Source organism: Streptomyces herbicida, assembly GCF_032656585.1.
Classification (GTDB): Bacteria; Actinomycetota; Actinomycetes; order Streptomycetales; family Streptomycetaceae; genus Streptomyces; species Streptomyces herbicida.
Genome location: NZ_JAUYWJ010000017.1, coordinates 162662 through 176178, shown reverse-complemented (window position 1 = coordinate 176178; position 13517 = coordinate 162662). Strand labels below are relative to the sequence as shown.

The 13517-nt window shown below is 68.9% G+C and carries 16 protein-coding genes and 1 pseudogene; 14 read left to right on the top strand and 3 right to left on the bottom strand.

Features of this window, described 5'->3' with window-relative positions; genetic code table 11:
• The first annotated feature begins 13 nt into the window (after positions 1–13).
• The 8 genes from recG (at position 14) to mutM (ending at position 7477) form a co-directional block, all read left to right on the top strand.
• Positions 14–2221 (top strand): ATP-dependent DNA helicase RecG, encoded by a 2208-nt coding sequence (recG, locus tag Q8A52_RS32490; RefSeq protein ID WP_316757945.1) that lies wholly within the window; start codon positions 14–16, stop codon positions 2219–2221.
• A gap of 161 nt (positions 2222–2382) precedes the next feature.
• A complete protein-coding gene (gene rsmD / locus Q8A52_RS32485) occupies positions 2383–2970 on the top strand; it encodes a 16S rRNA (guanine(966)-N(2))-methyltransferase RsmD (RefSeq protein ID WP_316757943.1) in 588 nt (195 codons plus the stop codon).
• Between the two features lie 26 nt (positions 2971–2996).
• The gene (coaD, locus tag Q8A52_RS32480; RefSeq protein WP_316758017.1) at positions 2997–3476 is read left to right on the top strand and encodes a pantetheine-phosphate adenylyltransferase; all 480 of its coding nucleotides are present in this window, start codon (positions 2997–2999) and stop codon (positions 3474–3476) included.
• Positions 3477–3596: 120 nt separating this feature from the next.
• The gene (locus Q8A52_RS32475) at positions 3597–4667 is read left to right on the top strand and encodes a cell division initiation protein (protein WP_316757941.1); all 1071 of its coding nucleotides are present in this window, start codon (positions 3597–3599) and stop codon (positions 4665–4667) included.
• A gap of 163 nt (positions 4668–4830) precedes the next feature.
• The gene (locus Q8A52_RS32470) at positions 4831–5484 is read left to right on the top strand and encodes a YceD family protein (protein WP_316757939.1); all 654 of its coding nucleotides are present in this window, start codon (positions 4831–4833) and stop codon (positions 5482–5484) included.
• 2 nt (positions 5485–5486) lie between these two features.
• Entirely contained in the window at positions 5487–5660 is a 174-nt protein-coding gene (gene rpmF, locus Q8A52_RS32465) for a 50S ribosomal protein L32 (protein ID WP_003951102.1), read from the top strand.
• Positions 5661–5668: 8 nt separating this feature from the next.
• Positions 5669–6529, top strand: a complete 861-nt coding sequence (gene rnc, locus Q8A52_RS32460; RefSeq protein ID WP_316757937.1) for a ribonuclease III — start codon at positions 5669–5671, stop codon at positions 6527–6529.
• An 84-nt stretch (positions 6530–6613) separates the two neighbouring features.
• Entirely contained in the window at positions 6614–7477 is an 864-nt protein-coding gene (gene mutM / locus Q8A52_RS32455) for a bifunctional DNA-formamidopyrimidine glycosylase/DNA-(apurinic or apyrimidinic site) lyase (RefSeq protein ID WP_316757936.1), read from the top strand.
• A gap of 45 nt (positions 7478–7522) precedes the next feature.
• On the opposite strand, the gene Q8A52_RS32450 is transcribed toward mutM, so the two are convergent.
• The gene (locus Q8A52_RS32450; RefSeq protein ID WP_316757934.1) at positions 7523–7918 is read right to left on the bottom strand and encodes a winged helix-turn-helix transcriptional regulator; all 396 of its coding nucleotides are present in this window, start codon (positions 7916–7918) and stop codon (positions 7523–7525) included.
• Positions 7919–8026: 108 nt separating this feature from the next.
• On the opposite strand from Q8A52_RS32450, the gene Q8A52_RS32445 reads away from it, so the two are divergent.
• Positions 8027–8614, top strand: coding sequence for a flavodoxin family protein (locus tag Q8A52_RS32445; protein WP_316757932.1), 588 nt, complete (start codon positions 8027–8029; stop codon positions 8612–8614).
• 318 nt (positions 8615–8932) lie between these two features.
• Here the strand turns inward: Q8A52_RS32445 and Q8A52_RS32440 are convergent, their stop codons facing one another.
• The gene (locus tag Q8A52_RS32440) at positions 8933–9172 is read right to left on the bottom strand and encodes a hypothetical protein (RefSeq protein WP_316757930.1); all 240 of its coding nucleotides are present in this window, start codon (positions 9170–9172) and stop codon (positions 8933–8935) included.
• A 222-nt stretch (positions 9173–9394) separates the two neighbouring features.
• On the opposite strand from Q8A52_RS32440, the pseudogene Q8A52_RS32435 reads away from it, so the two are divergent.
• The 3 genes and pseudogenes from Q8A52_RS32435 to Q8A52_RS32425 form a co-directional block, all read left to right on the top strand.
• A pseudogene (locus Q8A52_RS32435) lies at positions 9395–9742 on the top strand (replication initiator); the annotation flags it as partial.
• On the top strand, positions 9739–9933 hold the full coding sequence (locus Q8A52_RS32430; RefSeq protein WP_316757928.1) for a helix-turn-helix transcriptional regulator: 195 nt from the start codon (positions 9739–9741) through the stop codon (positions 9931–9933). The pseudogene Q8A52_RS32435 and the gene Q8A52_RS32430, both read left to right, overlap by 4 nt.
• Positions 9933–11174 (top strand): tyrosine-type recombinase/integrase, encoded by a 1242-nt coding sequence (locus tag Q8A52_RS32425; RefSeq protein ID WP_316757926.1) that lies wholly within the window; start codon positions 9933–9935, stop codon positions 11172–11174. The genes Q8A52_RS32430 and Q8A52_RS32425 overlap by 1 nt, the downstream gene beginning before the upstream one ends.
• A 20-nt stretch (positions 11175–11194) precedes the next feature.
• On the opposite strand, the gene Q8A52_RS32420 is transcribed toward Q8A52_RS32425, so the two are convergent.
• Entirely contained in the window at positions 11195–12319 is a 1125-nt protein-coding gene (locus Q8A52_RS32420; RefSeq protein ID WP_316757923.1) for a CAP domain-containing protein, read from the bottom strand.
• Between the two features lie 168 nt (positions 12320–12487).
• On the opposite strand from Q8A52_RS32420, the gene Q8A52_RS32415 reads away from it, so the two are divergent.
• Together Q8A52_RS32415 and Q8A52_RS32410 are read left to right on the top strand one after the other, a co-directional pair.
• The gene (locus tag Q8A52_RS32415; protein ID WP_316757921.1) at positions 12488–12769 is read left to right on the top strand and encodes an acylphosphatase; all 282 of its coding nucleotides are present in this window, start codon (positions 12488–12490) and stop codon (positions 12767–12769) included.
• Positions 12770–13151: 382 nt separating this feature from the next.
• A complete protein-coding gene (locus Q8A52_RS32410) occupies positions 13152–13355 on the top strand; it encodes a hypothetical protein (RefSeq protein ID WP_058922942.1) in 204 nt (67 codons plus the stop codon).
• Positions 13356–13517: the final 162 nt, after the last annotated feature.

The following is a 13517-nucleotide window of genomic DNA, read 5'->3' as shown; positions in this document are numbered from 1 at the left end:
GGCGTGGTGTGCAATGGATCTCGTGCCCGCACTGGAAGAACCACTGAAACAACCGCTGAAGTCAGTGCTCGGCCCCGCCACCGCGAAGGTGATGGCCGAGCATCTCGGCCTGCACTCCGTCGGCGACCTCCTGCACCACTACCCGCGCAGATACGAGGAACGCGGCCAGCTCACCCACCTCGCCGATCTCCCCATGGACGAGCACGTCACGGTGGTCGCCCAGGTCGCCGACGCCCGCCTGCACTCCTTCGTCTCCGCCAAGGCCCCCCGCGGCAAGGGCCAGCGCCTGGAAGTCACCATCACGGACGGCAGCGGCCGCCTCCAACTGGTCTTCTTCGGCCACGGCGTTCACACGCCCCACAAGGAGCTCCTGCCGGGCACGCGCGCGATGTTCGCGGGCAAGGTCTCCGTGTTCAACCGCCGCCTCCAACTGGCGCACCCGGCCTATGAGTTGCTGAAGGGCGACACCGAAGAAGCGGTGGAGACCTGGGCCGGAGCCCTCATCCCCATCTACCCCGCCACCGCCAAGCTGGAGTCCTGGAAGATCGGCAAGGCGATCCAGACGGTGCTGCCCAGCGCCCGGGAAGCCCTCGACCCGCTGCCCGACTCCCTCCGCGAGGGCCGCGGCCTGGTCTCCCTCCCGGAGGCCCTCCTCAAGATCCACCGCCCGCACACCAAGGCCGACATCGCCGACGCCCGCGCCCGCCTCAAGTGGGACGAAGCCTTCGTCCTCCAGGTCGCCCTGGCCCGCCGCCGGTACGCCGACGCCCAACTCCCGGCGGTGCCCCGCGAGCCGAAGAGCGACGGCCTCCTCACGGCCTTCGACGACCGCCTCCCGTTCACCCTCACCGAGGGCCAGCGGAAGGTCTCCAAGGAGATCTTCGACGACCTGGCGACCGAGCATCCGATGCACCGGCTGCTGCAGGGGGAGGTCGGAAGCGGGAAGACCCTGGTCGCCCTGCGCGCCATGCTCGCCGTCGTCGACGCGGGCGGACAGGCCGCCATGCTGGCGCCCACCGAAGTGCTCGCACAGCAGCATCACCGGTCGGTCGTCGAGATGATGGGGGAGCTCGCCGAGGGCGGGATGCTGGGCGGGTCCGAGCAGGCCACCAAGGTGGTGCTGCTCACCGGATCCATGGGGGCGGCCGCACGGCGGCAGGCGTTGCTGGATCTCGTCACCGGCGAGGCCGGGGTCGTGATCGGCACGCATGCGCTGATCGAGGACAAGGTGCAGTTCCACGACCTGGGGCTCGTCGTGGTCGACGAGCAGCACCGGTTCGGCGTGGAGCAGCGCGACGCCCTGCGCGGCAAGGGCAAGCAGCCCCCGCACCTGCTCGTCATGACCGCCACGCCCATTCCGCGCACGGTCGCCATGACCGTCTTCGGCGACCTGGAGACCTCGGTCCTCGACCAGCTCCCGGCCGGGCGCTCGCCGATCGCCAGCCATGTCGTCCCGGCCGCCGACAAGCCGCACTTCCTGGCCCGCGCCTGGGAGCGGGTCCGCGAGGAGGTGGAGAACGGGCACCAGGCGTACGTCGTCTGCCCCCGGATCGGGGACGAGGACGTGGATCCCAAGAAGAAGTCCCCCGAGGACGAGGCCGAGAAGCGCCCGCCGCTCGCCGTCCTCGACGTGGCCGACCAGCTGGTCAAGGGCCCGCTCACGGGCCTGAAGGTGGAGGTGCTCCACGGCCGTATGCACCCCGACGACAAGGACGCCGTCATGCGCCGCTTCGCGGCCGGGGAGACGGACGTCCTGGTCGCCACGACCGTGATCGAGGTCGGCGTCAACGTCCCGAACGCCACCGCAATGGTGATCATGGACGCCGACCGGTTCGGCGTGTCCCAGCTCCACCAGCTGCGCGGCCGCGTGGGCCGTGGTTCCGCCGCCGGCCTCTGCCTCCTGGTCACCGAGATGCCCGAGGCCAGCGCGGCCCGCCAGCGGCTCGGCGCGGTCGCCTCCACCCTCGACGGCTTCGAGCTCTCCCGCATCGACCTGGAACAGCGCCGCGAGGGCGATGTCCTGGGCCAGGCCCAGTCGGGTGCCCGCACCTCCCTGCGGGTCCTGGCGGTCATCGAGGACGAGGAGATCATCGTGGAGGCGAGGGAGGAGGCTGCGGCGGTGGTGTCGGCCGACCCTGAGCTGGACAGGCTGCCGGGCCTTCGCACGGCCCTTGACGCACTGTTGGACGACGAGAGGGAGCAGTACCTCGAAAAGGGCTGAGTCGGTCCCATCCAGGGGCGTGGGGCTGTATGGACTATGCGGCTACCGCCGCGCGGGCGCGACCGGCGCCCGCGCACCCGCACAGGCCGACGGCCATCACGCGCCTGCCCCCTTCGCCTGCCAGACTGAACGCAAAGTCGTCCACGAACAAGGACCCCGAAATGACCCGCGTGATCGCCGGCGCAGCCGGCGGACGCCGCTTGGCCGTCCCGCCAGGGACCGGCACCCGCCCCACTTCCGACCGCGCGCGCGAGGGCCTCTTCTCCACCTGGCAGTCCCTGCTCGGCGGCCCCCTGGACGGTGAGCGGATTCTGGACCTCTATGCCGGCTCCGGTGCCGTGGGCCTGGAGGCCCTCTCCCGCGGCGCGAGCCACACCCTGCTGGTCGAGGCGGACGCCCGCGCCGCCCGCACGGTCCGCGAGAACGTACGGAACCTCGGCCTCCCCGGCGCCGAGGTCAGGGCGGGCAAAGCGGAGCAGATCATCAGGACACCGGCGCCGGCCGAGCCGTACGACATCGTCTTCCTCGATCCCCCGTACGCCGTCTCGGACGACGATCTTCGGGAGATTCTGCTCACACTCCGCACGGAGGGGTGGCTCGCGACGGAAGCGCTCGTCACCGTGGAGCGCAGCACCAGAGGTGGCGAATTCCGCTGGCCGGACGGCTTCGAAGCGCTCCGGGCCCGTCGCTACGGCGAGGGAACGTTTTGGTACGGTCGCGCCGCCTCTACGTGCGAAGACGCACGATGACCGGACTGGAGAGCGAGGGATCACAAGTGCGCCGCGCCGTCTGTCCCGGGTCGTTCGACCCCATCACCAACGGACACCTCGACATCATTTCCCGTGCCTCGCGTCTGTACGACGAGGTCTATGTGGCGGTCATGATCAACAAGGCCAAGAAGGGCCTGTTCGAGATCGACGAGCGGATCGACCTGATCCGCCAGGTCACCGCGGAGTACGGGAACGTCCGGGTCGAGGCCTTCCACGGCCTCCTCGTGGACTTCTGCAAGCAGCGCGACATCCCCGCCATCGTCAAGGGCCTGCGCGCCGTCAGCGACTTCGACTACGAGCTGCAGATGGCCCAGATGAACAACGGCCTCTCGGGCGTCGAGACCCTCTTCGTGCCCACCAACCCCACCTACAGCTTCCTGTCGTCCTCCCTGGTCAAGGAGGTCGCGACCTGGGGCGGCGACGTCTCCCACCTGGTCCCGCCGGTGGTCCTTCAGGCTCTCACCGAGCGCCTGAAGAAGGACTGACGGCGCTCGGCGAAACCCACCGGATCCTGACAATCCATCACCCGGTGTCGGACGGCCGCCCCATGGCCGTACAGTCGTCCCGTCCGTCTCCAACACAGCTGTAGAGAGTGGCGAGCACAGGTGGACGTGCAGAAGAAGCTCGACGAGATCGTGGCCATGGTCTCCAGCGCCCGGGCCATGCCCATGTCGGCGTCGTGCGTGATCAACCGCGCAGACCTGCTCGCGATGCTCGAAGAGGTGCGCGAGGCCCTGCCCGGCTCCCTCGCGCAGGCCCAGGAGCTGATCGGCGGCCGCGAGCAGATGGTCGAGCAGGCCCGCCAGGAGGCCGAGCGGATCATCGGGCAGGCGCACGCCGAGCGCGGCTCGCTGATCTCCGACACCGAGGTCGCCCGCCGCTCCCAGGCCGAGGCCGACCGGATCCTGACCGAGGCCCGCAAGGAGGCCGAGGACGTGCGCGTGGAGGCCGACGACTACGTCGACTCCAAGCTCGCCAACTTCGAGGTCGTCCTCACCAAGACCCTCGGCTCGGTCGGCCGCGGCCGCGAGAAGCTCCTCGGTACCGGCCCCGGCCTGGACGAGAACGGCTACGAGGACGAGGACGCCCCCGAGCGCAGCCAGGACCCCGAGACCCTGCGCCACAACGCCGACGCCTACGTCGACGCCAAGCTGGGCGCCTTCGAGGCGGTCCTCGCCAAGACCCTGGACGCCGTCGGCCGCGGTCGCCAGAAGCTGCACGGCCGTATCGCCACCGACGACCTCGGCGCCCTCGCCGGCGACAACACGACCTTCCAGCACTCCAGCGACGCCGACTACCTGGCCGACCTCGCCGCCCTCGCCGAGCAGGACACCCCGGCCGAGCAGCCGGTACGGCCGCAGCAGCCCGTGGCGCAGCAGTACGACCAGCAGCCGGCCTACGGCTATCAGCAGCAGGACGTCTACGACGGCTACCAGCAGCAGGAGTACGCCCAGCAGGACGCGTACGGCTACCAGCAGGCCGATCCGTACGCCTACCAGGGCTACGACGGCCAGCAGGCGGCCTACGACCAGCAGCAGGTCCCCAGCCAGGGGCAGGTCCCGAACCAGGGGCAGCAGGGGCAGCAGGGCTACGCGCTCGACGAGACCAGCCTCTTCGACACCAGCATGATCACGCCCGAGCAGCTGCGCGCCTACGAGCGGGAACGCGGCCTGTAGGGGTGCCCCGGAACGCCCGCGCGGGCCGGGAGCACCCACCGGATTGGGCCGAGAGCGAAAGGTCCAGTATCCTGGCTCTTCGGTCGCGTGTACGTCCGCGATCAGCGCTGCCCGGGAACACCGAAGGGCAGTGTCCCTCTGAGCTCAAAGATCGAAAGCAGGAATGGCCTCTAACGCCCGCCTCGACCACCGCAACCCTCTCGTGTTCGACACGCACGAGCTGGGGAGGCGTCCTGGTGCGCTGCAGCGGCTGACCCGCACGATCGACGCTCCCCAGGACTTCGGTATCAAGGGAGTCGTCGGAGTGCCGGAAGGCGCCCCGGTGGAGCTCGAACTCCGACTCGAGTCGGTCATGGAAGGTGTGCTCGTCACAGGCACCGCCCGTGCACAGGCCGAGGGGGAGTGCGTAAGGTGTCTGGAGCCGCTCGAGTTCGATCTCGAAGCGGACTTCCAGGAGATGTTCTCGTACCCTGACGCCGACGACCGGGGCCGCATGATCGCGGAGCCGGGCGACGACGCCGAGGACGACGAGGACAGGCTCTTCCTCGAGGACGGACTGTTCGACCTCGAACCGGTGCTGCGCGATGCGGTGGTGCTCGCACTGCCGATGCAGCCGGTGTGCCAGGAAGACTGCCCAGGGCTGTGCGCCGAGTGCGGGGCACGCCTTGCGGACGACCCGGACCACCACCACGACGCCGTCGACATCCGTTGGGCGGCTTTGCAGGGACTCGCCGAGACCATGACGGACGGCGAGAAGGACGAGATGAGCGGCGACGGGCCCGGATCAGCGCGCGCCGCCGAGAAGCAGGAGAAGTAGCCGTGGCTGTTCCGAAGCGGAAGATGTCGCGCAGCAACACGCGCCACCGCCGGTCGCAGTGGAAGGCTGCGGTCCCCACCCTGGTTGCGTGCGAGCGCTGCCACGAGCCCAAGCAGCAGCACATCGCGTGCCCGTCTTGCGGCACCTACAACAAGCGCCAGGTCCTCGAAGTCTGAGTGGCTAGGTGAGAGGCACTGTGTCCAGTCCCAAGAAGGCGGATGACGCCAAGGCGGACCCATCCGCCAAGAAGAAGACGGACAGCACGGCCTCGTCCCACACGCTTCTGGAAGGGCGGCTCGGCTATCAGGTCGAGTCCGCCCTTCTGGTGCGTGCACTGACCCACCGCTCGTACGCATACGAGAACGGCGGTCTGCCGACGAACGAGCGCCTGGAGTTCCTCGGGGACTCCGTCCTGGGCCTCGTCGTCACGGACACGCTGTACCGCACCCACCCCGACCTGCCCGAGGGCCAGCTGGCCAAGCTGCGGGCCGCGGTGGTGAACTCGCGTGCGCTCGCGGAGGTGGGCCGCGGTCTCGACCTGGGCTCCTTCATCCGGCTCGGCCGTGGTGAAGAGGGCACGGGCGGCCGGGACAAGGCGTCCATTCTGGCCGACACCCTGGAAGCGGTGATCGGCGCGGTCTATCTCGACCAGGGCCTCGACTCGGCGTCGGAGCTGGTGCACCGGCTCTTCGACCCGTTGATCGAGAAGTCCTCCAACCTCGGAGCCGGACTGGACTGGAAGACCAGCCTCCAGGAGCTCACCGCGACCGAGGGGCTCGGCGTGCCCGAGTACCTGGTCACGGAGACCGGCCCCGACCACGAGAAGACCTTCACTGCTGCCGCCCGCGTCGGAGGCGTCTCGTACGGCACCGGCACCGGCCGCAGCAAGAAGGAGGCGGAGCAGCAGGCCGCCGAGTCCGCCTGGCGGTCCATCCGGGCCGCGGCGGACGAGCGGGCCAAGGCGGCCAGGGAGGCCAAGCAGGCCCTCGACTCGGCCACGGAGGCCGCCGGCGGCGATGCCGTCCCGCCCTCCGCCTCCGCCTGACGAGCAGAACAGCGCAACCCGAGCGCCCGCTCCCGCCCCGGGGGCGGGCGCTCGGCTCATACACGGTCCGTTACGGGGGTCACCATGCCCGAGTTGCCCGAGGTCGAGGTCGTACGGCGTGGCCTGGAGCGGTGGGTCGCCCATCGCACCGTCGCCGACGCCGAGGTGCTCCACTCGCGCGCCGTACGCCGTCATGTGGCCGGTGCCGACGACTTCGCGCACCGTCTCAAGGGCCATCGCATCGGCATCCCCAGCCGCCGGGGCAAGTACCTGTGGCTGCCCCTGGAGGACACGGACCAGTCCGTCCTCGCTCACCTCGGCATGAGCGGCCAGCTGCTGGTCCAGCCGCACGAGGCGGCGGACGAGAAGCATCTGCGCATCCGTATCCGCTTCGCGGACGAGGTGGACACGGAGCTGCGCTTCGTCGACCAACGCACCTTCGGCGGGCTGTCGTTGCACGACAACACCCCCGAGGGACTGCCCTCCGTCATCGCGCACATCGCTCGTGACCCCCTCGACCCGCTGTTCGACGACGAAGCCTTCCACCAGGCCCTGCGCCGCAAGCGGACCACCATCAAGCGGGCCCTGCTGGACCAGTCGTTGATCAGCGGAGTCGGCAACATCTACGCGGACGAGGCCCTGTGGCGCGCCCGTGTCCACTACGAGCGCCCGACCGCGAGCTTCACCCGCCCGCGCACCGCCGAACTCCTCGGCCATGTGCGGGACGTGATGAACGCGGCCCTGGCCGTCGGCGGCACCAGCTTCGACAGCCTGTACGTCAACGTCAACGGCGAGTCGGGCTACTTCGACCGCTCACTGGACGCGTACGGACGCGAGGGCCTGCCGTGCAAGAGATGCGGCACACCGATGCACCGCCGCCCCTGGATGAACCGCTCCAGCTACTTCTGCCCGAAGTGCCAGAGGCCACCGCGGGCCCGGACCGCCTGACCGCCCCGAACCTGTCCTCGCTGGTCCGGCGGACCGACCGAGCGTTCAGGGCTGCCGGGAGTCGTACTCCAGGCGTGACCGCAGCACGTCGTCCATGGCGCCCTCCACGAAGTGGATGAGGCTCAGCAGCCGTTCGGCGATCTGCCGGCCCAGGGGGGTCAGTTCGTAGTCCACGCGCGGTGGGTTCGTCGGCTGTGCCTCGCGGTGCACCAGGCCGTCGCGCTCCAGCGCGTGCAGGGTCTGGGACAGCATCTTCTCGCTCACGCCGTCGATACGGCGCCGCAGCTCGTTGAAGCGCATCGAGCCCTCGTACAGCGCGCCGAGAGTGAGCCCGCCCCAGCGGCCCGTGACGTGCTCCAGCGTGCCCCGCGACGGACAGGCCTTGGCGAACACGTCGTAGGGGAGACCCTGCTCCTCCGTGCGCTCCTCGGTGCTGTTCATGTCCAAAGCGTACTCGAACACAGCGCTAACCGGCAGGTTGCACTAACTGATGGTTAGTGCTTTCCTTTGGTCATCGCAATGGAACTGCCCACTTGAGGAGTGCCCATCATGACCACCCCTGTCGTCTCCATCGCCTACCACTCCGGCTACGGCCACACCGCCGTCCTCGCCGAGGCCGTCCGCGCCGGAGCGGCCGAGGCCGGTGCCGAGGTGCACCTGATCAAGGTCGACGAGATCACCGACGAGCAGTGGGCGGCCCTCGACGCCTCCGACGCGATCGTCTTCGGGTCGCCCACCTACATGGGCACCGCGTCCGGCGCCTTCCACGTCTTCGCGGAGGCGTCCTCCAAGCGCTGGTTCGGGCAGGACTGGAAGGACAAGCTGGCTGCCGGCTTCACCAACTCCGGGTCCAAGAGCGGCGACAAGCTCCACACCCTGCAGTTCTTCCAGATCCTCGCCGCCCAGCACGGCATGAACTGGGTCAACCTCGGCCTGCACCCGGGCTGGAACAACAGCGCCGGCTCCGAGCACGACCTCAACCGCCTCGGGGTCTTCGCGGGCGCGGCCGCGCAGACCAACGTGGACGAGGGCCCGGAGGCCGTGCACAAGGCGGACGTGGCGACGGCCGAGCACCTGGGACGCCGGGTCGCCGAGACGGCGAAGGTGTTCCTCCAGGGGCGCGCGGCAGCCGCCTGAGCGACCGCCGTCACCGGTACCGGGTGGGCCGGGTCTAGTACCCGAAAAGTGAAGGGCCGGGTCTTTGACCTGCGGCTGCGTAATCGATCAACGCTGCGACCTGCGACTTAGCTGTCGGTGGTTGTCAGCGTTGGTCGTCGTTGAGCACCCCCGCACGGCCCAGAGACGGCCCCGAGCGGGAGGGCTAAGACAAGGACGACTGTTGGCCACTTAGCGTGCCCGACGGGTCGGCACGGTCCCTGCGACTCTCCCGGCTACGCTCGCGCGGGAACGCCCCGCAGCGCGTGGCTGCGGAGCGTTCCTAGCGCCTAGTGGCGTTTAGTCGACTGCCTGCCCGTTGCCCGTGCCGCCCCTGCAGGTCCCGGTGCCGGGGTTGGCCGGGTTGGGGGTCCAATCGACCGTTCCGCCGCCGTCGACGCACTCACCCGGGGTGAGGGCATTGATGGCGCCCTGCCTTGGGGTGAGGTTGGCGGCGGTGGCGGTGGCGGCACCTGTGAGGCCGAGTCCGGCGAGGGCTGCCGTGGCGATGCCAGCGGCGAGGATACGTCGAATGCGCATTCGGTTCCCCTTTCACGGATTGCCTTGATTGGGGCACTAATCAGCTTGATGTTCATCCATGTGGGTGACACGTCATGTTGGGCCGTTCGGGTGACAGGGCTGTCGGATGCGGGGTCGGTGGGGCGACCCGCCGGACAGCACACCTAGGTCGGCGTAGCGACTTTGGCCGGGAGCTGCTTTGGCGCGAGTGATCATGGCCCCGTAAGCTTCCGGCGCGTCGGGCTGGATGAGCTGTACCCGGACCGACGGCTCTGGGCCTGGGCTCACATGCTCGGCTTCCGCGGCCACTTCTCCTCCAAGTCCCGCCGCTACTCGACCACCCTCGGCACCCTGCGCCAAGCCCGCGCCGACTACCGCGCCGCCCAAGAACGCCAAAACCTTGGCCTCGACGAGCGCCAGCCGGACACCGTCCTAGTCCTGGCCGACTGGCAGTACGCCGGACACGGCCACACCCCCGGCGAATCCGCCCTCGCCGCCACCATCGCCCGCGACCTCCAGCTCAACCGCGAAACCGCCCGCGAAGCCCTGGCCGACTGGTCCGGGCCGGACGACCGGGAGGTGTGCGCATGAGGCGTTCTCTGCCGTCGCGCTACCTGACCCCGATTGACCTGGCTGACCTGTTGGGCGTCCCCGTCGAGACCGTCTACCAGTGGCGCCGCAAGCACACCGGTCCGCGCGGCTTCCGGGTCGGCCGGCACGTTCGCTTCGACCCCGAAGACGTACGGAGCTGGGTCGAGTCCCTGATGGAAGGGGCCGCCTGATGGCCGGACACATCCAAGACCGCTGGTACAAGACCGAGACCGGTCCGGATGGCAAGCCGTCCAAAGTCAAGACCGAGCGTTACGGCGTTGGCCTGCGCTACCGCGCGCGCTACATCGGGCCGGATGGCTCCGAGAAGTCCAAGAGCTTCCCGGACAAGCAGAAGCGAAAGGCGGAACAGTGGCTGTCCAGCATCGAGGCGGACATGTCGCGCGGCGACTACGTTGACCCTGACGCAGGCAAGGTCACCTTCGAGCAGTACGCCACCGAGTGGATGACCACGCAGATCACGGACCCCCTGACGCGTGAGTCCGTCGAGAGTCGGCTACGGCTTCACGCGATCCCGTACCTGGGCTCTCGGCCCTTGAGTTCGTTCACCCCGTCTCACCTCGGCCTCTGGCTGCGGACCCTTGAGGATCGAGGGCTGTCGGCGGGATACCGACGTGGGATCTTCGCGCACGTCTCGACCGTCTTTACCGCTGCTGTAGAGGACCGGATCATTCGCGCGAACCCGTACAGCGCTCGGTCTGTGCGGGCGCCCCGGCTGGAGCCGCGCAAGGTCAAGCCCTGGTCTACCGGACGGGTCATGGGCGTTCGGGCCGCGCTGCCTGAGCGCTACCAGGCCCTTGTCAGCGTCGCCGCTGGTCTCGGCCTGCGCCAGGGAGAAGCCTTCGGCCTGGCCGTGGAAGACGTGGACTTCCTAGGTGGTGTGGTACACGTCGTGCGACAGGTCAAGTTGCTTCAGCGCCACCGGCCTGTGCTCGCTCCGCCGAAGGGCGGCAAGGAACGTGACGTGCCTCTGCCTGAGTCCGTCGCCTTCGCGTTGGCTGGTCACCTGAAGCGCCACCCGGCTACAGAGATCACCCTGCCGTGGAAGACCCTCGACGGCCCACCGGTTACGGCATCGCTGATCTTCACTGGTTCCGCAGGCCTGGCACTGGACCGGAACCGCTTCAATGATCGCGTCTGGCGTCCTGCGCTTCGGGCCGTGGGTGTCGAGACGGGGCGGGACAATGGCATGCACGCGCTGAGGCACTTCTACGCCTCGGTCCTCCTGGACGCGGGGGAGAGCATCAAGGCCCTGAGCGAGTACCTAGGGCACCATGACCCCGGCTTCACTCTGCGCACCTACACGCATCTGATGCCGACGAGCCAGACCCGGACCCGGGCCGCCGTTGATCGCGTCTTCGAGGACGACGAGCCTGCGGATGACGGCCCCGAGACGGCCCAGGAAGGTTCCTAGGTCTCTGACCTGCGGTTATCTCAGTACCCGAAGTCCTGGGTCCACCAGGGACCGCCGGAGCCGATGTGCACACCGACGCCCAGGGTCTTGAAGTCGCAGTTCAGTATGTTGGCCCGGTGCCCCGGGCTGTTCATCCAGGCCTCCATGACCGCGGCCGCGTCGGTCTGGCCCCGGGCTATGTTCTCGCCGCCGAGGCCGGTTATGCCGGCCTTGTCGGCCCGGTCCCACGGGGTGGCCCCGTCAGGGTCGGTGTGGTCGAAGAAACCCCGCGCGGCCATGTCGTCGCTGAAGGCCTCGGCCAGTTTGGACAGCGAGCTGTTCGCGGACACCGGGCTGCAGCCCACCTTCGCCCGCTCCTCGTTGACGAGCTTGAGCACCTGCGCCTCCGCGGCGGCCGAGGCGGAGATCGTGACCGGGGACGACTTCTTCGGCGGGGCCTTCGGTTCCTTGTTCTCCGGCTTGCCCGTCGGCTTCTTCGACGGCGTGGAGGCCGTCGGCTCCGCGGACGGCGGCTTCGTCGGCGTGGGCGAGGCGGATGCCGAGGCGGACGGCGTCGGCGAGGCCGAGCGGTCGGCGCCGCGACTCGTCGAGGTGCCGGCCGCACCACCGGAACCACCGCCGCGACCGTTGTCGGCGCTGCCGGAGGTACCGCCCTGCTCGGCGGCCGTGTTGCTGGGCGCGCCCGCGGCCTGCACCTTGTCACCGCCGGAGGTGCTGGTGGTGCCGCCGAGCTTGTAGTTGTCGAGGCCGGGCACCGCGCCCGTGGCCACCGCGACCGTGCCGATGGCGACGGCGGCGGAGACACCGAGCAGACCCGTGCGCACGGGCGTGGCGGCCTTCTTCTTGCGTCGGTGTCCGCGTTCCCGGGGGGCACCCGCCGGGCTGAATCCGTCCGCGGGGAAGACGGCCGTGTCCGTGACCGGCGCGAATCCGTCCTCCATCGCGTACAGATACGCCGAGCTCCTCGCGTTGGCGTCGGCGTACGCCTCAGGGTTCAGGTACGGAGCGATGCCCATGGTGGCGCGATCGCCCGCGTACGAGTCCTGCGGGTCGTGGCTCCCCGAGTACGAGCCGTGCGTCTGTGTGACCCCCGTGGCGCGGCTCGTGGCGGCGCGGCCGGCGGCGGAGCGTCGGTGGCGTCCCATGTCCTTGCCTTCCTCGTCTCGCGGTCAACCGCACCCATACGATCTTGTGGGCCAACCCAACTCACTCGATCGAGTGAGTTTCATATGAGATTCATTGGGTGGGGACGGTACCGCATGGCGCCTGAGGAAGAAGTGCCCCGAGAGACATTGGCCGGTTAGGTTGCACCCATGAGCGAGGATGTGCGACTGGTCGCCTGGGTGCGTGGACGCGTCCAAGGTGTGGGTTTCCGCTGGTTCACGCGGGCCAAGGCGCTGGAGATCGGCGGCCTGAGTGGTTTTGCTCTCAATTTGGGCGATGGACGGGTCCAGGTCGTCGCCGAGGGCACGCGGGAAGGATGCGAGGGACTCCTCGACTGGCTCCAGGGCAGCGACACGCCCGGGCATGTGGACGGTGTCACCGAGATCTGGGACACACCCCGCGGCGGCTATGACGGCTTCGCCATCCGCTGACCCCATTCCGTAAAGCCCCGCAGGCAGCAGCACAGGAGCATGCCACTGGCAGGTGCCCACAGCAGAAACCACCTGGTGGTTGCCAAGAACCGCTTGTCGTGGCAGGCTCCGCAGGTACGGATCACCGCTACGTCCCGAGGGCCCCGCAGGACTCGCAGCGCCGCCGCTTCCAGGCCGCGCACGCCCGGGTTGCCCGCCAATACGGGGCGTGATCGTGTTGACCGTCAAACTTTTTGGTGAGACGCTGAAAGCCCCGCGCACCTTAGCTGTTTGGCATGTAGCAACGGCAGAGCAACACTCGAGTGTGTCAAGCACCGCGGGTGCGAATCCCTCACGACCCACACCGCTTCGGTCGGTCACTCAGTGTGGAGGACCATCCATCATGGCAAAGGCGCTTCTCGGTTACGTCGGCGGCTCCGACCCTCGACTCCTCGCCGAGATGCGACGGCTCCAGCAGCGCGTACAGGACCTGGAATCCGAGCTCGTACGAATCCAGGCGGAGAACGACGCGCTGACGGCTGCCGCTTCTCACGACAGGATCATGGAGAGCATCGACGCACACCAGGCGGAGCCTGCGCTCACCTGATCGCTGCATCGCTCCACGACAGCACACGCAGTGGTTGGGCTGCCCGTATCAACCGCTAAGTTGTCAGAGTTGCAAGGGACGCTTCGGCGTCCCTTCTTTCTTTCCCCCGTCTCCGTCTTTACCTACCCCGCGCATCCTTTCACTCTCTTTAACGTCTGATGT